17 protein-coding genes and 1 pseudogene are annotated in these 21885 nt (G+C 59.4%); 6 read left to right on the top strand and 12 right to left on the bottom strand.

Annotated elements, in window-relative coordinates; all coding sequences use genetic code 11:
* Window positions 1-237 precede the first annotated feature (237 nt).
* From treC to treR, 3 genes are all read right to left on the bottom strand, one after another.
* Window positions 238-1881: an alpha,alpha-phosphotrehalase gene (gene treC / locus C6A40_RS16800; protein WP_045335515.1), complete on the bottom strand. Its 1644-nt coding sequence runs from the start codon at window positions 1879-1881 to the stop codon at window positions 238-240.
* 51 nt (window positions 1882-1932) lie between these two features.
* Complete coding sequence (gene treB, locus C6A40_RS16805) at window positions 1933-3351, bottom strand: PTS trehalose transporter subunit IIBC (protein ID WP_045335720.1); 1419 nt, start codon at window positions 3349-3351, stop codon at window positions 1933-1935.
* 129 nt (window positions 3352-3480) lie between these two features.
* Window positions 3481-4428, bottom strand: a complete 948-nt coding sequence (gene treR, locus C6A40_RS16810) for a trehalose operon repressor TreR (RefSeq protein ID WP_021240675.1) — start codon at window positions 4426-4428, stop codon at window positions 3481-3483.
* A gap of 391 nt (window positions 4429-4819) precedes the next feature.
* Between treR and mgtA the strand changes: the two genes are divergently transcribed.
* Together mgtA and C6A40_RS16820 are read left to right on the top strand one after the other, a co-directional pair.
* Complete coding sequence (gene mgtA / locus C6A40_RS16815; protein ID WP_045335516.1) at window positions 4820-7528, top strand: magnesium-translocating P-type ATPase; 2709 nt, start codon at window positions 4820-4822, stop codon at window positions 7526-7528.
* Window positions 7529-7727: 199 nt separating this feature from the next.
* Window positions 7728-10112, top strand: a complete 2385-nt coding sequence (locus C6A40_RS16820) for a beta-N-acetylhexosaminidase (protein ID WP_045335517.1) — start codon at window positions 7728-7730, stop codon at window positions 10110-10112.
* 51 nt (window positions 10113-10163) lie between these two features.
* Here C6A40_RS16820 and ridA read toward each other — a convergent pair whose 3' ends face one another.
* The 4 genes from ridA to C6A40_RS16840 all read right to left on the bottom strand — a co-directional run bounded on the left by ridA (window position 10164) and on the right by C6A40_RS16840 (window position 12169).
* Complete coding sequence (ridA, locus tag C6A40_RS16825; protein ID WP_008501391.1) at window positions 10164-10550, bottom strand: 2-iminobutanoate/2-iminopropanoate deaminase; 387 nt, start codon at window positions 10548-10550, stop codon at window positions 10164-10166.
* A gap of 73 nt (window positions 10551-10623) precedes the next feature.
* The gene (gene pyrI, locus C6A40_RS16830) at window positions 10624-11085 is read right to left on the bottom strand and encodes an aspartate carbamoyltransferase regulatory subunit (RefSeq protein WP_008501390.1); all 462 of its coding nucleotides are present in this window, start codon (window positions 11083-11085) and stop codon (window positions 10624-10626) included.
* A gap of 12 nt (window positions 11086-11097) precedes the next feature.
* Window positions 11098-12030 carry an aspartate carbamoyltransferase gene (gene pyrB / locus C6A40_RS16835; RefSeq protein WP_045335518.1) on the bottom strand — a complete coding sequence of 311 codons (933 nt, stop codon included), beginning with the start codon at window positions 12028-12030 and terminating at the stop codon, window positions 11098-11100.
* Between the two features lie 34 nt (window positions 12031-12064).
* Entirely contained in the window at window positions 12065-12169 is a 105-nt protein-coding gene (locus tag C6A40_RS16840) for a pyrBI operon leader peptide (protein ID WP_022646880.1), read from the bottom strand.
* Between C6A40_RS16840 and C6A40_RS16845 the strand changes: the two are divergent.
* Window positions 12149-12266: pseudogene (locus C6A40_RS16845) on the top strand (hypothetical protein). The gene C6A40_RS16840 and the pseudogene C6A40_RS16845 sit on opposite strands and share 21 nt — an antisense overlap.
* A 3-nt stretch (window positions 12267-12269) precedes the next feature.
* Here C6A40_RS16845 and C6A40_RS16850 read toward each other — a convergent pair.
* From C6A40_RS16850 to arcA, 5 genes are all read right to left on the bottom strand, one after another.
* Window positions 12270-12749 carry an arginine repressor gene (locus C6A40_RS16850; protein WP_025912003.1) on the bottom strand — a complete coding sequence of 160 codons (480 nt, stop codon included), beginning with the start codon at window positions 12747-12749 and terminating at the stop codon, window positions 12270-12272.
* A gap of 80 nt (window positions 12750-12829) precedes the next feature.
* Window positions 12830-14233, bottom strand: a complete 1404-nt coding sequence (locus tag C6A40_RS16855; RefSeq protein ID WP_008501387.1) for a YfcC family protein — start codon at window positions 14231-14233, stop codon at window positions 12830-12832.
* 47 nt (window positions 14234-14280) lie between these two features.
* On the bottom strand, window positions 14281-15285 hold the full coding sequence (argF, locus tag C6A40_RS16860; protein ID WP_045335519.1) for an ornithine carbamoyltransferase: 1005 nt from the start codon (window positions 15283-15285) through the stop codon (window positions 14281-14283).
* 26 nt (window positions 15286-15311) lie between these two features.
* Window positions 15312-16223, bottom strand: coding sequence for a carbamate kinase (gene arcC / locus C6A40_RS16865; protein WP_045335520.1), 912 nt, complete (start codon window positions 16221-16223; stop codon window positions 15312-15314).
* A gap of 10 nt (window positions 16224-16233) precedes the next feature.
* Window positions 16234-17454 (bottom strand): arginine deiminase, encoded by a 1221-nt coding sequence (gene arcA, locus C6A40_RS16870; protein WP_114191316.1) that lies wholly within the window; start codon window positions 17452-17454, stop codon window positions 16234-16236.
* A 675-nt stretch (window positions 17455-18129) separates the two neighbouring features.
* Here arcA and C6A40_RS16875 point away from each other — a divergent pair.
* The 3 genes from C6A40_RS16875 to yagF all read left to right on the top strand — a co-directional run bounded on the left by C6A40_RS16875 (window position 18130) and on the right by yagF (window position 21696).
* A complete protein-coding gene (locus tag C6A40_RS16875; RefSeq protein WP_045335721.1) occupies window positions 18130-18582 on the top strand; it encodes a YhcH/YjgK/YiaL family protein in 453 nt (150 codons plus the stop codon).
* Between the two features lie 223 nt (window positions 18583-18805).
* A complete protein-coding gene (gene yagE, locus C6A40_RS16880; RefSeq protein ID WP_045335521.1) occupies window positions 18806-19714 on the top strand; it encodes a 2-keto-3-deoxygluconate aldolase in 909 nt (302 codons plus the stop codon).
* A 14-nt stretch (window positions 19715-19728) separates the two neighbouring features.
* Complete coding sequence (gene yagF, locus C6A40_RS16885) at window positions 19729-21696, top strand: xylonate dehydratase YagF (RefSeq protein WP_058657713.1); 1968 nt, start codon at window positions 19729-19731, stop codon at window positions 21694-21696.
* The last annotated feature ends 189 nt before the right edge of the window (window positions 21697-21885 follow it).

Genomic DNA, 21885 nt, shown 5'->3' on the forward strand with positions numbered 1-21885 from the left:
TGTTGGAATAGTAGACGATAAATACAAGATGTTGGGTCGGCGTGCATTTTAAGTGCTACATATAGTGATTTGCATCAAACATGTTTGCGATTTATTTGATGCAGAACAAAGTAAAAAGACGAGAGTACAAACGACGGGCGCTTCAGCGATTGTAAAGGCGGGCGAGAAAAATCTGATTAATTATTCAACAAAAACAGTAAAGTAAGCCGGGTGCTGAGCCGCACCCGGCAGGGAAAGTTACTGCTGCAACCACCAGACGGCTTCAAACGGACGGAGTGACGTCGTTTGCGGTGCCGGGTAGTTACTCATCAGCACCTGCGACTTATCGCTGAGAGCCTCTGTCTGCCATTCCTGAGGCGTATTACTCAGGTTCGCCACCACCATCAGCGTCTGCCCCTGCCACTGGCGGCGATAGCACCACAGGGAAGGGTGTTCCGGCAGGAGATCCTCATAATCCCCCCACGTCAGCACCGGCAGGGTTTTGCGCAGGCGAATCAGCGACTGATAGGTGTAGAACACCGAATCCGCATCGTCCAGCGCCGCGCGGGCGTTCACGGTTTCGTAGTTATCGCAGACGCCAATCCACGGCTCGCCCTCGGTAAAGCCCGCGTTGTGCGACGCGTCCCACTGCATTGGGGTTCGCCCGTTGTCGCGGGATTTACTCGCCAGAATCGCCAGTAATTCATCCGGCTCGCGGCCGCTGGCGCGCAGTTCGGCGAACATGTTCAGGCTTTCCACGTCGCGATAGTCGGTGATGCGGCTGAAGTGCGGGTTGGTCATGCCAAGCTCTTCACCCTGATAGATATACGGCGTGCCCTGCATCCCGTGCAGCACCATGCCGAGCATCTTCGCCGCCGGTACGCGGTGTTCGCCTTCATCACCAAAGCGCGACACGATGCGCGGCTGGTCGTGGTTACACCAGAACAGCGCATTCCAGGCTTTGTTGTGCATCCCCTGCTGCCAGTGGCGGAAGAGGGTTTTCAGCGCCACGAAGTCCGGCTTCGCCAGCGTCCACTTTTCGCCGCCGGGGTAATCCACCTTCAGATGATGGAAGTTAAAGGTCATCGACAGCTCGCGGCCATCGAGAGACGCATACTGCTGGCAGTTCTCCAGCGAGGTCGAGGACATCTCGCCTACCGTCATCAGGTTGCGCGGGGTAAAGACGTCGCGGCTCATCTCCTGGAGATATTCATGGATGCGCGGCCCGTCAGTGTAGAAGCGGCGACCGTCACCCGTCTCGTCATTCGGGAAATCCTGATCTTTCGAAATCAGGTTAATGACGTCCAGACGCAGGCCGTCGACGCCGCGATCGGCCCAGAACTCGCACACCTTTTTCAGCTCGGCGCGCACCGCCGGGTTTTCCCAGTTGAGGTCCGCCTGCTCCGGGGCGAAGAGGTGCAGATAATACTGCTCGCTCTCGGCGTGCCAGCGCCAGGCGTTACCGCCAAACTTGGAGCGCCAGTTGTTGGGAAGCTGCTCCGGCGTGCCGTCGCGCCAGATGTAGAACTGGCGGTACGGGCTCGCTTTGTTCAGCGACTCGCGGAACCAGGCGTGCTGGGTTGAGGTGTGGTTAAACACCATGTCCAGCACGATGCGAATGCCGCGCGCGTGCGCCTCAGCGACCAGCTCGTCGAAATCATCCAGCGTGCCGTAGGCCGGATCGATGGCGGTGTAGTTCGCCACGTCGTAGCCGTTGTCCACCTGCGGAGAGATATAAAACGGCGTCAGCCAGATGGCGTCAATGCCGAGGGTTTTCAGATAGTCCAGACGCTGCGTCACGCCGCGTAAATCGCCGGTGCCGCTGCCGGTGGTGTCCTGGAAGCTCTTTGGGTAAATCTGGTAGATGACGCCGTTCTGCCACCAGTGAGGAAGGGTATTCATAATGCGTTCCTGCAAATGCGAAGGGGCGCAACTGCGCCCCGAAAGATGAAGTTAAACAATCTGCAGCGAGCCCTGACGGAACTTACGCTGGTAAACCACGGTGGTGAGCGCCATTGGGACGATGATGGCGATGGCCATTGCCAGGGCAAACACCTGCCAGTAAGCGGGCTGGATGGAGAGGATGCCCGGCAGGCCGCCGACGCCAATCCCGTTCGCCATCACGCCGTTCAGTCCACACACCAGGCCTGCCAGACCGGAACCGATCATCGCGCAGAGCATCGGGAAGCGGTATTTCAGGTTGATACCGTACATTGCCGGTTCGGTGACGCCGAGGTAGGCGGAGATGGCCGCCGGAACGGAGATCTCGCGTTCGTTGTGCTTGCGGCTGACGATAATGATGCCGGTCACCGCGGACGCCTGGGCAATGTTAGACAGGGCGATAATCGGCCAGACCGGCGTGCCGCCGAGGCTCTGGATCATCTGCATATCAATCGCCAGCGTGGTCTGGTGCACGCCGGTGATCACCAGCGGGGCGTACAGGAAGCCAAACAGCGCGGCGCCAATCGGGGCGAAGCTGCCGGTCATCAGGTGACGCACCGCGAAGGCCACGCCGTCGCCAACCATGCGGCCAAACGGACCGATAAAGGCATGCGCCAGGAAGACCGCCAGAATCAGCGAGCACACCGGCACCACCACCAGATAAAGGTAATCCGGCACGATGCGTTTCAGTCGGGTTTCAATAAAGCCCAGCGCCAGGCCCGCCAGCAGGGCCGGAATGACCTGCGCCTGATAGCCCACTTTGGCGATGGTAAACAGGCCAAAGTTCCACACCTCCGGCACCTGTTGACCAAGTAAGTAAGCGTTCATTAACTGCGGAGAGACCAACGTGACGCCGAGTACAATACCGAGGATCGGCGTACCGCCCATCTTGCGCACTGCGGACCAGCAAATCCCGACCGGCAGATAGAAGAAGATCGCTTCGCCAATCAGCCACAGGAAGTCGTACACGGTTTTCAGCGCCGGGTACATCTGCGCCAGGGTTTTGCCGTCGCTCATCGGCACATCACCGATGACGTTACGGAAGCCTAAAATCAGGCCTCCGCTGATCAGCGCCGGCAGCAGCGGGAAGAAGATCTCCGCGAAGTGGGAAATCAGCTGCTCGTGCCACTTCATATTCTGGCGCGCAGCCTTCTTGGCCTGCTCTTTATCCGCCGCGCTGTGCCCGGTGGTCGCCAGCAGAGCCTGATAGTAATCGCCCACTTCGGTACCAATCACCACCTGGAACTGACCGGCGTTGGTGAAGCAGCCTTTTACCATGGAAAGCTCTTCAATCGCCTTCGGGTTCGCTTTGGCCGGATCGTTCAGCACGAAGCGCAGGCGGGTAATGCAATGGCTGACGGTTGCGATGTTTTCGCGGCCGCCGACCAGGACGATCAGCTGATCAATATCTGCTTGTTTGACTTTACTCATCATGAAACCTCATGACAGATGGTGAGGGGGTGTAATGACCTGAGCGCAAGCCTACTCCTTCAGCGTGACGGCGAAAATGGGAACGTTCCCGAAATCGGGCGAAGATCACAATAAACCGATTGGTGGGGGTTATGAAAGGTGGGCAGGAATAACGATCTGACGCGGCTCTGCGCGCCCGTTGATCTGCTCGATCAGCTGCGCGGCGGCCTGTCTGCCGGACTCAGCGTAGCCCGGATCGACGGTGATGATCTCCGGGTGCAAAAACTTCATCAGCGGCGTGCTGCCGACGCTCGCCACCTGCAGACCGTCGATACGCTGCTCCTGCAGATATTTACTCGCGCCCAGCGCCAGCGTATCCGTGGCGCACACCAGCGCGGTGGTCTGCGGCGTCAGGACGCTGGCGACCTGCTCGTAGCCCTGCTTCATGCCCAGCCCCGGCAGGGAGGCCACGGCGGAGAGGTTGTGCTTTTTGCAAAACGCCAGATAGGCCTCATGGCGTCGCTTGCCGGTGGTAACGTCCGCGTGCGGTACGCCGAGGAAGCTGATGTGGCGATGGCCTTCGTCAAACAGGCGCTGCATCAGGGTGATAATCGCGCCCTCGTCGTCATAGCAGACGGAGGCAAAACCGTGGGCATCGCGCGCCAGCAGCACCAGCGACGGCTGCCAGGGTTTCAGCATCTCGTCTTTGATGCCGGTAAAGCCGAACAGCACCACGCCGTCAATGTTGCGCCGCTGAAGCATCCCCAGATGCTCTTCCACCAGCTGGGGCGAGAACTGGCTCTCCATCATGATCGGGTCATATCCCTGCTCGTAGAAGGCGGGCAGCATGGTCTGCACGGCGAGGTTTTCAGACAGAGAATCCAGACGCGAGACAATGATGGCGACCACTTTGTCACTCTGCCCGCGCATGGCGCGCGCGGAGCGGGAAGGGGAAAAGCCGTGCTGATTCATGACCGCCTCAACGCGCTCGCGGGTGCGTTCGCTGACGCCGCTTTCGTTGTTCAGCACGCGTGAGACGGTCGATTTCCCCACGCCGCTTAAACGCGCGATGTCTTTAATCGTAAGGCGGTTCTGCATGCTGTATTCCCTGTAACAACGACAATGTAATGAATTGAGCCTAATGCTATAGCGCGATTTCGCTATGGGCTAAATCTGGTTTACGTTCGGTTTATTTGCAGGGGGGTATAATACCGCCCGAATCATCAAAAAGGGTACGCTTAAATCCTTATACTGCGCGGCGACACCCTACTTTTTACTTACCGGAGGCTTCATGGATCCCGATCCCACACCTCTCCTGAACGGGAGAATGCGTTCTTTCCGGTAAGCCAGCCTGTTGCTGACTCACCGGTGATGTGAGGCAGCAGCGTTCCAAACGTTCCTGCTTGAAAAATTGAGTGCCTCTCAGGTACGGCTTTGCCACGCCTGAAGGAAATGCTGCGTCCGCCTTTGCGGATGCGGAGGAATGACGATGTTTAAAAATATCACCCGGCAGCTGCAGGCCCTGCTGAGCCGCCACCTGCCACACCGTCTTGTTCAGCGCGACCCGCTGCCAAACGCCAAAAACATGGCGGGGGCGGCGATCCCCGCGTCCCTGACCGAACGCTGCCTGAACGTGGCGGCGATGGATGAAAACGAAGTCTGGCGCGCCTTTGGCGGACACCCGGAAGGGCTGAACGCGGCAGAAGTGGAAAAAATCCGCGCCGTGCATGGCGATAACCTCATTCCGGCGCAAAAGCCGTCTCCGTGGTGGGTGCATCTGTGGCTCTGCTACCGCAACCCGTTCAACCTGCTGCTGACCGTGCTCGGCCTCATCTCCTACGCGACGGAAGATCTGTTTGCCGCAGGGGTGATTGCCCTGATGGTGGGCATCTCCACGCTGCTGAACTTTATTCAGGAGGCCCGCTCCACCAAAGCGGCGGACGCCCTGAAGGCGATGGTCAGCAACACCGCGACCGTCTCGCGCGTGATCAACGATCTCGGCGAAAACGCCTGGGTGGAATTGCCTATCGACCAGCTGGTGCCGGGCGATCTGGTGAAGCTGGCCGCGGGGGACATGATCCCGGCGGATTTACGCATCATCCAGGCGCGCGATCTGTTTGTGGCGCAGGCTTCCCTGACCGGCGAATCCCTGCCCGTTGAGAAGGTGGCGCGCAGCCGCGACCCGCAGCAGATGAACCCGCTCGAGTGCGACACCCTGTGCTTTATGGGGACCACGGTCGTCAGCGGCACCGCGCAGGCGATTGTCACCGCCACCGGGGGCAACACCTGGTTTGGTCAGCTTGCCGGGCGCGTCAGCGAGCAGGAGAGCGAGCCGAATGCCTTCCAGAAAGGGATTGGCCGCGTCAGCATGCTGCTGATCCGCTTTATGATGGTGATGACGCCGATCGTGCTGCTGATTAACGGCTACACCAAAGGCGACTGGTGGGAGGCGGCGCTGTTTGCGCTCTCCGTGGCGGTCGGCTTAACGCCGGAAATGCTGCCGATGATTGTCACCTCTACGCTGGCGCGCGGGGCGGTGAAGCTCTCTAAACAGAAGGTGATCGTCAAACACCTCGACGCCATTCAAAACTTTGGCGCGATGGACATTCTCTGCACCGATAAAACCGGCACCCTGACGCAGGACAAAATCGTGCTGGAGAACCACACTGATATCTCCGGCAAAACCAGCGAGCGCGTGCTGCACAGCGCGTGGCTGAACAGCCATTATCAGACCGGGCTGAAAAACCTGCTCGACGTCGCGGTGCTGGAAGGGGTAGATGAAGAGTCAGCCCGCACGCTCTCCGGCCGCTGGCAGAAGGTGGATGAGATCCCGTTCGACTTCGAGCGCCGCCGCATGTCGGTGGTGGTGAGCGAGCAGACGGATGTGCATCAGCTGATCTGCAAAGGGGCGCTGCAGGAGATCCTGAACGTGTCGACGCAGGTACGCTATAACGGCGACATCGTGCCGCTGGACGACACCATGCTGCGCCGCATCAAGCGCGTCACCGACAACCTCAACCGTCAGGGGCTGCGCGTGGTGGCGGTGGCGAGCAAGTTCCTGCCGGCGCGCGAGGGGGACTATCAGCGTATCGACGAATCCGATCTGATCCTCGAGGGTTACATCGCCTTCCTCGATCCGCCGAAAGAGACCACCGCCCCGGCGCTGAAAGCGCTGAAGGCGAGCGGTATTACCGTGAAAATCCTCACCGGCGACAGCGAGCTGGTGGCGGCGAAAGTGTGCCACGAGGTGGGGCTGGACGCGGGTGATGTGGTGGTGGGGAGCGATATTGAACATCTCTCCGATGACGAGCTGGCGAAGCTGGCCCAGCGCACCACGCTGTTTGCCCGCCTGACGCCGATGCACAAAGAGCGCATCGTCACCCTGCTTAAGCGAGAAGGGCACGTGGTGGGCTTCATGGGCGACGGCATCAACGACGCGCCCGCCCTGCGTGCGGCGGATATCGGTATCTCCGTAGACGGGGCGGTGGATATTGCCCGCGAAGCGGCGGATATCATTCTGCTGGAAAAGAGCCTGATGGTGCTGGAGGAGGGCGTGATTGAAGGGCGCCGTACCTTTGCCAATATGCTCAAGTACATCAAGATGACCGCCAGCTCCAACTTCGGTAACGTCTTCAGCGTGCTGGTGGCGAGCGCGTTTCTGCCGTTCCTGCCGATGCTGCCGCTGCACCTGCTGATCCAGAACCTGATGTACGACGTGTCTCAGGTGGCGATCCCGTTTGATAACGTGGACGACGAGCAGATCCAGAAGCCGCAGCACTGGAACCCGGCAGATCTTGGGCGCTTTATGCTGTTCTTTGGCCCGATCAGCTCCATCTTCGACATCCTGACCTTCTGCCTGATGTGGTTTGTGTTCCACGCCAACACCCCGGAACACCAGACGCTGTTCCAGTCCGGCTGGTTCGTGGTAGGTCTGCTGTCCCAGACGCTGATTGTGCATATGATCCGCACCCGCCGCATTCCGTTTATCCAGAGCCGTGCCGCGTGGCCGCTGATTGTAATGACGGGCATTGTGATGGCGCTCGGCATCGCGCTGCCGTTCTCACCGCTGGCAAGCTACCTGCAGCTGCAGGCGCTGCCGCTGAGCTACTTCCCGTGGCTGGTGGCGATCCTCGCCGGTTATATGGTGCTGACCCAGATGGTGAAAGGGTTCTATGCGCGTCGGTATGGCTGGCAGTAACGGCAAGCCCGGTGGCGCTGCGCTTACCGGGCCTACGTTCGGATCGTAGGCCGGATAAGGCGAAGCCGCCACCCGGCAATAGCTTTCCTCCCAAATTCAACAACCTGTGATCTCCGTCGGCGCATTCGCTTGACGACAAAATGAGCGCATGTTAACAGAATGTTTTGCCTTTATTTGGCCCGTCAGATAAGGAACATTCATGTTACGGTACAGTCTCTTAACCGCCGGGCTGATGCTCGGCGCCTCTGCCTTTGCCGCCCCGGCAGGGGATCTCCCCTTAATGCCCTGGCCTGCGAAGGTCGAACGCCCGACCACCCAGGGCGCACTGGTGCTCAGCAACAACGTTTCTGTAAGCGTCAGCGGGGACGATCTCGGTGACGCCGTCAACCGACTGCGCCAGCGCATCGCCCTGCAAACCGGCTGGACGCTGCAGCCTCAGGCTGAAAAGCCAGACAAACCAACTATCCGCATCGCCATCGCTAAAAAGGTGAAGCCGCAGCCGCTGCCGGACAGCGATGAAAGCTATAAGCTCACGGTGGACGCCAACGGCGTGAACATCTCTGCCAACACCCGCTTCGGTGCCTTGCGCGCCATGGAAACCCTGCTCCAGCTGGTGCAGAACGGAGCGGAAAACACCTCGATCCCGTGGGTGACCATTGAAGATTCACCGCGCTTCCCGTGGCGCGGGCTGCTGCTCGATTCGGCACGCCACTTTCTCCCGCTGCCGGATATTAAACGCCAGATCGACGGCATGGCCGCGGCGAAGCTCAACGTGCTGCACTGGCATTTGACCGACGACCAGGGCTGGCGCTTCAGCTCGAAGCGTTATCCAAAATTAACCCAGCTTGCCAGCGACGGGCTGTTCTACACGCCTGAGCAGATGCGCGAGGTGGTGCGTTACGCCGCCGAGCGCGGCATTCGCGTGGTGCCGGAGATCGACATGCCGGGCCACGCCTCGGCGATTGCCGTGGCCTATCCGGAGCTGATGAGCGCCCCGGGGCCATACGCCATGGAACGCCACTGGGGCGTGCTGAAGCCGGTGCTGGATCCCACAAAAGACGCAACTTACGCCTTTGCCGACGCGATGGTCAGCGAACTGGCGGCGATTTTCCCCGATCCGTATCTGCACATCGGCGGTGACGAGGTGGACGACAGCCAGTGGAAAGCGAATCCGGCCATCCAGCAGTTTATGCGCGACAACAGGCTGGCGGACAGCCACGCGCTGCAGGCGTACTTCAACCGCAGGCTGGAAACGATCCTTGAGAAGCATCACCGCCAGATGGTCGGCTGGGATGAGATCTACCATCCTGACCTGCCGAAAAGCATTCTGATCCAGTCCTGGCAGGGCCAGGACGCGCTGGGGCAGGTGGCGCAGAACGGCTACAGGGGCATTCTGTCGACCGGCTTTTATCTCGACCAGCCCCAGTCCACCGCCTATCACTACCGCAACGAGATCGTCCCGCAGGGGTTAAACGGCGTGGACGTGATAGCGGACACCGACAGCGCCCAGAGCTGGGCCTTCTCCATGCCGCGCCTGAAGGGCAAGCCGGTGGAGGGGAGCTTCACGCTGGTGAAAGGGGATGCCGGCTGGCGCGGGTTTATTGATTTTGCCGGGAAATCCCGCCGCGCGGTGCAGGATATTGAATGGCGGGATGACAATCAGGTGACCTTCACCGTCGATACCTGGATGGGCGAAACGCGCCCGGTTGTCACCGTTGATAACGACAAACTCTCCGGTTATTTCCTCGTCGGGAATACGCGCTACCCGATTAGCGGCACGCGTCTGGACGACGTGCCGAAAGGCGTTCCGCCCGTCGTGCCGGACGTGGCGAACCAGTCCAACCTGCTCGGCGGCGAAGCGGCGCTGTGGGCGGAAAACGTGGTGGCGCCGGTGCTGGATATTCGCCTGTGGCCGCGTACGTTTGCGGTGGCGGAGCGGCTCTGGTCCGCGCAGGACGTCAACGACGTCGACAACATGTACACCCGCCTGCAGGCGATGGACAGCTGGTCGACGGTGTCGGTCGGGCTGCAGCAGCATACCCAGCAGCAGGTGCAGTTCACGCGCCTCGCCGGTAATGCCGACACCCTGCCGCTGCAGATCCTCGCTCAGGCCATTGAACCGGCGCAGTATTACACCCGTCAGCACCTGAAGTTCCAGGCCGGAAACTATCATCAGTTCGAGCCGCTCAACCGCTTTGCGGATGCGCTGAACGCTGAAAGCGCCACCGTGCGCCAGATGCACAAGTGGGCGGACCGTCTGGTGAGCGATGCGGAAGACACGGAAAGCGCCGACGCCCTGCGCCACATCTTTAACCGCTGGCAGAGCAACACCAGCGACGCGCTGGCCTTAAGCGAAAACAGCTATCAGCTGAAGGCGATGAAGCCGGTGATCCAGGAGGTGGATAAGCTGGCCTCGATTGGCCTGCGGCTCACCGACCTGGTGGCGCGTCAGGGCACGCTGGATGACAAAGAGATCGCCTCGATTCAGAGCGAGCTGGATAACGCGGCGAAGGTGCAGGACGAAGTGGTGATTGCGGCGGTGTACCCGCTGGAGACGCTGCTGCGCGCCACGCGGAATCAGTAGCAAGCAACAAAAAAGGCAGCCTGGGCTGCCTTTTTTCATCGCCAAAGCGAATTAGCGACGAACGGCAATCGCTTCGATTTCAATTTTCACGTCTTTTGGCAGACGCGCCACTTCCACGCAGGAGCGCGCCGGGAAGGTGGCGTTATGCTCGGTGAAGAACGCTTCGTAGGTGGCGTTAACGGTCGCGAAATCGTTCAGATCCTTCACGAACACGGTGGTTTTCACGATATCACCCACTTTCAGACCGGCAGATTCCACGATAGCCTGCACGTTTTCCAGCGACTGACGCGCCTGCGCCGCGACATCTTCCGGCACCGCGCCGGTTTTTGGGTTTACGGGGATCTGACCTGAAGTGATGATCATGCTGCCCAGATCAACGCCCTGAACGTAAGGGCCGATAGCGGCTGGTGCATTTTCCGTCGCGAGTACTTTGCTCATGTTTTCTCCAGAATTACAGCGTTAAGAATGTTCCCGGCCATTATAACAGCCGGGATTTCATTACCAACCTCAATTAGTTGGCCAGCACCACATAATGAGAAAACTCTTTTTCGCAGTATTTGCATTTGAGCGCGATGTCATTCGCGCGCTTTTTCACTGCGAAACTGGAGGAAACCGGTTCAGCATGACTGATGCAGTTGCTGTTCGGGCAGACCAGCACGCTTTCGATACGTTCTGGCAGGCTCGGGCGTGATTTGCCGACCACTTCGTACTCGTCGATGCGGTTGACGGTGGCGTCCGGCGCGTACAGCGACAGCTGGTTAACCTGCTCGTCGGTCAGGAAGGTGTTCTCGATTTTGATCAGGTCTTTGCGGCCCATCTCGCCCGACGGCAGGTTCAGGCCGATGGTGATGCGCTGGTCAGTTTCGGTCAGTTTGAACAGCGTCAGCAGCTTAAAGCCCACCTGCGCAGGGATATGGTCAATCACGGTGCCACGCTTGATGGCTTCAACCTGGAGTTTGTTATCGTGTGTCATGGTCGTCTCCCCTTACAGAGCTAATTCGCGATTCAGAACCAGTGCCAGTAACGCCTGGCGAGCGAAGATGCCGTTCCCGGCCTGCTGGAAGTACCAGGCGTGCGGCGTTTTATCCACGTCTGTGGTGATTTCATCGATGCGCGGCAGCGGATGCAGGACCTTCATGTTGTCGCGCGCGCCTTCCAGGTCGCTGGGGCGCAGCACGAACTGCGCCTTCACGTTGGCGTATTCGGACGGATCCAGACGCTCTTTCTGCACGCGGGTCATGTACAGAATATCCACGTGGCTCATCACCTCTTCGATGCTGGCATGCAGGCTCCACGCAATGCCTTTCTCGTCCAGCATGTCGAGAATGTACTGCGGCATCGCCAGCGCCTCCGGGGCGATGAAGTAGAAGCGGTTGCCGTTAAATTTCGCCAGCGCCTGGGTCAGGGAGTGGACGGTGCGGCCATACTTCAGGTCGCCAACCATGGCGATGTTCAGGTTCTCAAGCGTGCCCTGGGTCTCCTGAATGGTGAACAGATCCAGCAGCGTCTGCGTTGGGTGCTGGTTGGCACCGTCACCGGCGTTCAGCACCGGAATGCCGCCGGAAAACTCGGTTGCCAGGCGCGCCGCGCCCTCCTGCGGGTGACGCATCACAATCGCGTCGACGTAGGTGCTGATCACTGAAATGGTATCCGCCAGGGTCTCGCCTTTTTTACCCAGCGACGTGTTGCTGCTGTCAGAGAAGCCCACCACGCTCGCGCCCAGGCGGTGCATGGAGGTCTCAAAGGAGAGGCGGGTGCGGGTCGAGGCTTCAAAGAAGCAGCTCGCAATCACCTTGTGCTTCAGCAGCTCCGGTTGCGGATTGGCCTTCAGTTTTGCCGCGGTTTCCAGAACCAGTTCCAGCTCTTCGCGGCTGAGGTCGTTTATGGAAATGATGTGTTTTTGATAAAGCGGATTCATGTTTATCTCCTGACGCCGGGCAAAAAAAAGCCCCTCAAATGAGGGGCTCTGGGAATAGGTTTAGCAACGGGAAGAAAAACGGCAGGCCAGCGTCTGATTTCAGACGCGGTAAGACGTTGTGTCGTACACGCTTGACCATGCTTCCTCCCGGCAAATTGTCGGGCATTATACGCAGCTCGCTTTTCGGATCAAGCGATTTAATGCACGCTTTACTCAATGCAAACGGTTCTTTGTGAATATTAATGCGTTCTGAGTAAATAATTAATTTGCTTATGCACCAGCGCGGTGCGCTTCACCACCCGGGGGGCGACCCAGACAATACTGCTGCCGGCCACCACGCCTAAAATTTCCGGAAGCTGGTGATAATCCAGAATACGCGCCACCGCGCGGCCATATCCGGCGACGGTATGGACAAGGATAAACTCGCTATTATGCTCAACGCTGACCACCATTTCCGAAACGGTACGCGCGGCGTCGGGGGCAGGGCGCAGCTGAGGATTCAACGAATAAATCTTTAGCCCTTTGGCATTTCGAATTTTTATGACTCCGAGCAACTTCAGCAATCGCGAAACGGTCGACTGGCTGATGCTGTCAAACCCTCTCTCCTGCAGGTCGCGGCGAATCTCTTCCTGCGAAAGGTAACTCTTTTCGGCGATCAAACGCTGGCACACCGTGAGCTGCAGCTGTTCTTTGGGAGAGTACTCTTCGTAATCCATCATGTTTCCCATATCAGTTCCCGAAATAACCGGTGACACCGCACCGATCCGTAGGCCGGATAAGCGCAGCGCCATCCGGCAAATTACAACAACGCCCCCAGACTTAACGCCACCATAATCACCACCGTCAGGATCGCCAGCAGCGGCGCCACCCATTTCAGGTAGCGCACGTAAGGTACCCGGGCGATAGCCAGCCCGCCCATGACCACCGCAGAGGTCGGCGTGACGAGGTTAACGATGCCGGAGGCCGACTGGTAAGCCGTAACCACCAGGTCGCGGTTGACGTTAGCGAAATCAGCAAGCGGCGCCATGATCGGCATCGTCAGAACGGCCAGGCCGGATGAAGAAGGCACAAGAAACGACAGCACGACTTCCAGCCAGTACATCACGTTGATAAACGCTACCGTGGACAACCCGCTGACCAGCCCTTCCGCGCTGTGCAAAATGGTGTGGGTAATCATGCCCTTATCCATGATGACTACGATACCGCGCGCGATGCCGATAATCAGCGCGACGCCCAGCAAATCTCGCGCGCCGTTGATAAACGTCGACGTCAGCTCCTCTTCGCTCATGCGGGCAATCAGGCCGACGATGATCGCGCTGGCGAGAAATACCGCTGAAATCTCCGCCATCCACCAGCCCAGCACCGCCACGCCGTAAATCATCACCGCGAAGGCCAGAGCGAAAATCACCAGGATGATTTTGCGCACCGGGGTGAATTCCAGGGACTGTTCGCCCTTGTTGCCGAGGAAATGGGCGAGGTTCTCCTCCTGCTTGTCTGCAACGATGGACTGCGAGGGATCCTTGCGTACCTTGCGGGCGTAGCGCATCACCCACGCCACGCAGATGATCCAGCCGATGACCAGCAGCGCCACGCGCAGGGCGATGCCGTTGGTGAAGGGGATCCCGGCGGCGTTGGCGGCGATCACCGTGGCAAACGGGTTAATGGTGGAGCCGAGGGTGCCGATCCCCGCCCCGAGCAGCACGGTAGAGGCAGCGACAACCGGATCGAACCGCGCGGCCAGCATCACCGGCACCAGTAAGGTATAGAAGGGCAGTGACTCTTCGGCCATACCGTAAATCGTGCCGCCTGCGGCAAACAGCGCCATCAGGATCGGGATCATCCACTCCTCGCGTCCGCGCAGTCGGGTGGTCACACGCTCGATCCCGGCGTCAATCGCCCCGGTTTTGGTGACGATCCCGAGGAATCCCCCGATGATCAGAATAAACAGCGCCACGTCGATCGCCCCGGCCTGGCCGGATTCCGGATCGTACAGCCCGGCAATCGGCGCCATCAGCACCGAAACCAGCCCCTGCGGATGCGCCGCGACGTGCGCGTAGGTGCCTGCAACGGGGACGTCTTTGCCGAGCGCCTCGTTCATTGCCATATGGTACTGCCCGGCCGGGACAATCCACGTCAGCACGGCCACGACGGCAATCAGAAAAAAGAGAATGGTGTAAGCGGAGGGAAACTTGAACTTGCCCATGATGTTCTCCTGAAACCCGGCGCACCCCGCGGCGCGCCGGGCGGTGATTAGTCGCCGAGTGTCGCCACCATGACCGCTTTAATGGTGTGCATGCGGTTCTCTGCTTCGTCGAAGACGATGGAGTTCGGTGATTCGAAGACCTCTTCCGTCACCTCCAGCCCCTTCAGCCCGTACGCCATCTCGATCTCGCGGCCCACCTTCGTGTGCTCGTTGTGGAATGCCGGCAGGCAGTGCATGAATTTGACGTTCGGGTTGCCGGTGGCCTTCATCACCTGCGCGTTAATCTGATACGGCTTCATCAGGCTGACGCGCTCGGCCCAGGCTTCCTTCGGCTCGCCCATGGAGACCCACACGTCGGTGTAGAGGAAATCGGTCCCCTGCACGCCTTCATCCACGTCGTCGGTGAGGGTGATGCGCGCGCCCGTCTCTTTCGCAATGGCGCGGCACTGCTCAACCAGGCCTGCCTCCGGCCAGAAGGATTTCGGCGCAACGAGGCGGATATCCATCCCCATCTTGGCCGCACCGACCATCAGGGAGTTGCCCATGTTGTTGCGCGCGTCGCCGAGATAGGCAAAGCTCAGCTCAGGCAGGGTTTTGCCCGGGGAGTGCTCCAGCATGGTCATCAGGTCGGCGAGAATTTGCGTTGGGTGGAACTCGTCGGTCAGGCCGTTCCACACCGGCACGCCCGCGTACTCGCCCAGCTCTTCGACGATGGCCTGCCCGTAGCCGCGATATTCGATGCCGTCATACATGCGGCCCAGCACGCGGGCGGTGTCTTTCATTGACTCTTTATGGCCAATCTGCGATCCGCTTGGGCCGAGATAGGTGACCTGCGCGCCCTGGTCGAACGCGCCCACTTCGAAGGCGCAGCGGGTGCGGGTGGAGGTTTTTTCAAAGATCAGGGCGATGTTTTTCCCGACCAGGGTTTGCTTCTCGCGCCCGGCTTTTTTGGCGGCCTTGAGCTCGATGGCGAGGTCGATCAGGTACTGGATCTCCGCCGGGGTGTAGTCCAGCAGTTTGAGGAAGTTGCGGTTTTTCAGGTTGATGGTCATGGGTAAATCCTTTTTAAAATGAGTGTTCAGTTACGAATCAACGTGCCTTTCTCGCCCGCGAGGATCTCCGCGCCGTCGGCCAGCGCGCCGATCCCGGCTATCCCATTGCAGGCTTCAACGAACTCGCGGCAGGCGGCCACCTTCGGCCCCATCGATCCGGCGTCGAACTGCATGCCTCTGAGCAGCTCCGGCGTCACCTGCGCCAGCGGACGCTGGGTCGGTTTGCCCCAGTCGAGGTACACCGCGTCGGCATCGGTCAAAATCAGCAGGGCGTCGGCCTCGACCTGCCTCGCCAGCAGGGCAGCGGAGAGGTCTTTGTCGATCACCGCCTCAATCCCGCGATAGCCGTTGGCGTTTTCCACCACCGGTACGCCGCCGCCGCCGTTGCAGATCACCAGGTGGTCGCGCTGAATCAGCGCGGTGATGGCGTCGCTCTCGACGATGCGCTTCGGCTGCGGCGACGGCACCACGCGGCGGACGTAGCTGCCGTCGGCCTTGAACACCCAGCCTTTCTCCGCGGCCAGCGCTTTCGCCTGGGCTTCGCTGTAGACCGGGCCGATGTATTTGGTCGGGTTGCTGAAGGCCGGGTCGGCGGCGTCCACTTCTACCTGGGTGAGCAGAACGCTCACCTCCCGCTGCGGCAGGCTGTTTTTCAGCGCCTGCTGGAGCATGTAGCCGATCATTCCCTGGCTTTCGGCGCCGAGAACGTCCAGCGGGTAGGGCGTGACTTTGTCGTAGGCGCTGTTTTGCAGCGCCAGCAGTCCGACCTGCGGGCCGTTGCCGTGCACCAGCACCACGCGCCACTGCGCCGTTAAGCCGGCGATGGTGCGGGCGGCCTGCTCGATGTTCTGGCGCTGGATCTCCGCTTCCAGCGGCTCGCCGCGCTTGAGCAGCGCGTTGCCGCCCAGGGCCACAACCAGAGTGGGTTTTCGTTCCATTATGGCTCCTTTAAATTCCGTCGCGTTCCAGCGGGCAGCTCATGCAGCGCGCGCCGCCGCGGCCGCGTCCGAGCTCGTCGCCAGGGATGGGTAGCACGGTGATGCCCGCTTTGTCGTACTTCTCGTTGGTCCAGACGTTGCGCTCGTAGCCGATCACCACGCCGGGGCGGATGGTCAGCACGTTGTTCGCGTCGTTCCACTGCTCGCGTTCAGCTTCAAAGGCGTCGCCGCCGGTGGTGATCAGGCGTACCTGATTAATGCCGAGCGCTTTCTCGATGGCGTGCAGGAGGTCGGTTTCCTGGGTGCGCAGCAGGCCGCCGCGTCCGTCCGGGGTGAGCGTCCAGCACTGGGCGTCTTTACGCACCACTTCCGGGTAGACGGAGAAAGTGTCCACGTCGATGTGGGTCATGACGGTGTCGAGGTGCATGCAGGAGCGGTGTTTTGGCAGCTCAACGGCGATCACACGCTCGGCCTGACGGTGTTTGAACAGGCTGTTGGCGAGGAACTCCACGCCCTGCGGCGTCGTGCGCTCGGACATGCCGATCAATACCGCACCGCGGCCAATCACTAATACGTCACCGCCTTCTAAGGTGGCGTGGTCGTAATTAATATTCTCGTCGCCGAAATACTTAATAAAATCGCCGTCGGCGAACGCCGGGTGCCAGCGATATATTGCCCGCAGGTTATTGGTTTCACGCTGACGCGCCGGTTTGGCCATCGGGTTAATAGAGACGCCGTTATAGATCCAGCAGGAGGTATCGCGGGTAAATAAATGGTTGGGCAGTGGCTTCATAATAAAATCATTCGCCGTGTGGGTATCCACCACCATATTTTTAATGGCTGCCGGAATTTCACCGTAGGTTAATCCGCCGCTTAATCTGCGCGCCAGTTCCCGGTGCGGCATATCCGCCAGCCAGCCGCGCACGTCGCCAGCAAAGGTTGGGCCGAGGCGGTAGTCAGAGATTTGCGTCTCCAGCAGCCAGGCTTTCGCCTCAGCGATATCAAGGGTTTGTATCAGCAGGTCGGTCAGCAGCAGGACTTCCACCCCCTGCTCACGCAGCGTGTTTGCGAAGATGTCATGCTCCTCACCCGCCCGCTCAACCGAGAGCACGTCATCAAATAGCAGCTCCTGACAGTTTGAGGGGGTTAACCGTTTCAGACTTAAATTTGGGCGGTGCAGCATAACGCTACGCAATTGACCAATTTCAGAACCGACGTAATGCTTTTCCATAATTATTCCTTTAACTGTTTTTCAGAATAAAAAGGGCATGCGCCATGTCATGTATTTAATTGCATGGCGGCTAAGCTCAATTGATTTCGTGGTTCATACTAGGCAGTTAAATAATCCGTATTGTGATATTGCTCACGCGAAAATGGATATTAAGCGGTTTGTTTTCATTTGCATGATTCGCATCAGATAATGATTAATTGGCTATTCTGGCGAGGTGAATAGCTAAGCACTATCCGTTGTCATTATTTGCAGTTGTTAGTGTTTTGTAGAATTTAATGCTTTGAAATATTTTGTTAAGATATTGATTTTAAATGTCTTTGTGGTTTTCGTGGAATGACTATGCAATATTGCTAATTAACTATTTTTGGCTTAAGGAAAATCAATAAATATTTATTGAATTTAATAGCAAATTATCAAAGTGCTAAAATGTGAAGCGGTAGCCAGTTTTGTTGTTAAGGCCTGACGATCAATGAGTTAGCGCAAGGGCGGGATAACGAAGAGCTGAAGATATGCATAATGACTGCATAAATGCCTGCGAGGGCTTAACAGCAAATTAACACCATTCCCGATAAACATGCGTTCGCGCAAAACCCGTCTAAAAAGCGCTGGTATGGCAGTCGGGATTCTCGTATAAAAGATAAAAATGAAACGATGTTTTATATCGAGGGTTTTCTGATGATTATCGGCAACATCCACCATCTGCACTCCTGGCTGCCTGACGAGCTGCGACAGGCCATTGAGCACGTTAAAACTCACGTCACCGACACCACGCCGCTCGGCAAGCACGACGTCAACGGCAACAGCCTGTTTTATCTGGTCTCCGAAGATACAACCCAGCCGTTCGCCGAGCGTCGCGCCGAGTACCACGCGCGCTATCTGGATATTCAGATCGTGATGAAGGGTCAGGAAGGGATGACCTTCAGCACCCTGCCGCCCGGCACGCCGGACACCGACTGGCTGGCGGATAAAGATATCGCCTTCCTGCCGGAAGGCGAGCAGGAGAAAACCGTGGTGCTGAGCGAAGGGGATTTTGTGGTGTTCTGGCCGGGTGAGGTGCACAAGCCGCTGTGCGCGGTGGGTGCGCCTGCTAAGGTCAGGAAAGTGGTGGTGAAGATGCTTGTAGAGTAACCCCTCTCCCAAGGGGAGAGGGTGTAAAAGTTCCCTCTCCCTGTGGGAGAGGGTTAGGGTGAGGGCATCAGGCCGCACCTTCCAATATGTGATCCAGCTTAAATTTCCCGCACTCCCTCTTCATCTCTCATTTACCTGCGCTTTTCCTGCGTCATAGTATGATCGTTAATTTAACGAACGCTGTTCTATAATGTAGAACAAAATGATTCAGCAAGGAGATCTCATGCCGCAGTCCGCGTTGTTTACGGGAATCATTCCCCCTGTCTCCACCATTTTTACCGCCGACGGCCAGCTCGATAAGCAGGGCACCGCCGCGCTGATCGACGATCTCATCAAAGCAGGCGTTGACGGCCTGTTCTTCCTGGGCAGCGGCGGCGAGTTCTCCCAGCTCGGCGCCGAAGAGCGTAAAACCATTGCCCAATTTGCGATCGATCATGTCGATCGTCGCGTGCCGGTCCTGATCGGCACCGGCGGCACCAACGCCCGTGAAACCATTGCGCTCAGCCAGCACGCGCAGCAGGCGGGGGCGGACGGCATCGTGGTGATCAACCCTTACTACTGGAAAGTGTCGGAAGCGAACCTGATCCGCTATTTCGAGCAGGTGGCGGACAGCGTCACGCTGCCGGTGATGCTCTATAACTTCCCGGCGCTGACCGGGCAGGATCTGACCCCGCCGCTGGTCAAAACCCTGGCCGACTCGCGCAGCAACATCGTCGGCATCAAAGACACCATCGATTCCGTGGCCCACCTGCGCAGCATGATCCACACCGTCAAAGCCGCCCATCCGCACTTCACCGTGCTGTGCGGCTACGACGATCATCTCTTTAATACCCTGCTGCTCGGCGGCGACGGGGCGATCTCGGCCAGCGGCAACTTTGCCCCACAGGTGTCGGTGAATCTTCTGAAAGCCTGGCGGGATAAAGACGTGGCGAAAGCGGCTGAGTATCATCAGACCCTGCTGCAAATTCCGCAGATGTATCAGCTGGATACGCCGTTTGTGAACGTCATTAAAGAGGCGATTGTGCTCTGCGGCCGCCCGATTTCCACGCACGTGCTGCCGCCTGCCTCTGCGCTGGACGAGCCGCGTAAGGCGCAGCTGAAAACCCTGCTGCAACAGCTCAAGCTCTGCTGAGCCGGACGATAACCATGACCATCGAGAAGATTTTCACCCCACAGGACGATGCGTTTTATGCGGTGATCACCCACGCGGCGGGGCCGCAGGGCGCGCTGCCGCTGACCCCGCAGATGCTGATGGAATCCCCCAGCGGCAACCTGTTCGGCATGACGCAGAACGCCGGGATGGGCTGGGATGCCAACAAGCTGACCGGCAAAGAGGTGCTAATTATCGGCACTCAGGGCGGCATCCGCGCCGGGGACGGACGCCCGGTCGCGCTGGGCTACCACACCGGGCACTGGGAGATCGGCATGCAGATGCAGGCGGCGGCGAAGGAGATCACCCGCAACGGCGGGATCCCGTTTGCGGCCTTCGTCAGCGATCCGTGCGACGGGCGCTCGCAGGGCACGCACGGCATGTTCGACTCCCTGCCGTACCGTAACGACGCGGCGATCGTGTTTCGCCGCCTGATCCGTTCCCTCCCGACGCGCCGGGCGGTGATTGGCGTCGCCACCTGTGATAAAGGGCTACCCGCCACCATGATTGCCCTGGCCGCGATGCACGACCTGCCGACCATTCTGGTGCCGGGCGGGGCGACGCTGCCGCCAACCGTGGGGGAAGACGCGGGCAAGGTGCAGACCATCGGCGCGCGCTTTGCCAACCACGAACTCTCCCTGCAGGAGGCCGCCGAGCTGGGCTGTCGCGCCTGCGCCTCGCCGGGCGGCGGGTGTCAGTTCCTCGGCACGGCTGGCACCTCGCAGGTGGTGGCCGAAGCGCTGGGGCTGGCGCTGCCGCACTCCGCGCTGGCGCCGTCCGGGCAGGCGGTGTGGCTGGAGATCGCCCGCCAGTCGGCGCGGGCGGTGAGCGAGCTGGATAACCGCGGCATCACCACGCGCGATATCCTCACCGACAAAGCCATCGAAAACGCCATGGTGATCCATGCGGCGTTCGGCGGCTCGACCAATTTACTGCTGCACATTCCGGCCATCGCCCACGCGGCGGGCTGCACAATCCCGGACGTAGAGCACTGGACGCGCGTCAACCGCAGGGTGCCGCGCCTGGTGAGCGTGCTGCCCAACGGCCCGGACTATCACCCGACCGTGCGCGCCTTCCTCGCGGGCGGCGTGCCGGAGGTGATGCTCCACCTGCGCGATCTTGGCCTGCTGCATCTGGACGCCATGACCGTGACCGGCCAGACGGTCGGCGAGAACCTCGACTGGTGGCAGGCGTCCGAGCGACGTAAGCGCTTCCGCCAGTGCCTGCGCGAGCAGGATGGCGTGGATCCGGATGACGTGATCCTGCCGCCGGAGAAAGCAAAAGCGAAAGGGCTGACCTCGACGGTTTGCTTCCCGACGGGCAACATTGCGCCGGAAGGATCGGTGATCAAGGCCACGGCGATCGACCCGTCGGTCGTCGGTGAAGATGGCGTTTACCGCCACACCGGTCGGGCGCGGGTGTTTGTCTCGGAAGCGCAGGCGATCAAGGCCATCAAGCGGGAAGAGATTGCGCAGGGCGATATCATGGTGGTGATCGGCGGCGGGCCGTCCGGCACCGGCATGGAAGAGACCTACCAGCTCACCTCCGCGCTGAAGCATATCTCGTGGGGCAAGACGGTGTCGTTAATCACCGATGCGCGCTTCTCGGGCGTGTCGACAGGCGCCTGCTTCGGCCACGTGTCGCCGGAGGCGCTGGCGGGCGGGCCGATTGGCAAGCTGCGCGATAATGACATCATCGAGATAGCCGTCGACCGGCTGACGTTAACGGGCAGCGTGAACTTTATCGGCACCGCGGACAACCCGCTGACGCCGGAGGAGGGGGCACGCGAGCTGGCAATGCGGCAGACGCACCCGGACCTGCACGCCCACGACTTTTTGCCGGACGACACCCGCCTGTGGGCAGCACTGCAGTCGGTGAGCGGCGGCACCTGGAAAGGCTGTATTTATGACACCGATAAAATTATCGAGGTAATTAACGCCGGTAAAAAAGCGCTCGGCATTTAATTATTTTCAGAGATAAAACCGTCTGCGGGAAATATTCCGCGGACGGCTTTCTCGTTTCTGAAATTTAGTAATTTAAGCAATGGTTTGCGATATATCGTTGGCGTCACAAAAGCAAAATAACGTAATTCAGAAATAAGATATGACCATTGCTGGTTAATTGAACAGCTCATTACACTCCATTAACACGAT

Source organism: Enterobacter sp. GER_MD16_1505_Eko_090 (genome assembly GCF_003331015.1).
Lineage (GTDB): Bacteria > Pseudomonadota > Gammaproteobacteria > Enterobacterales > Enterobacteriaceae > Enterobacter > Enterobacter roggenkampii.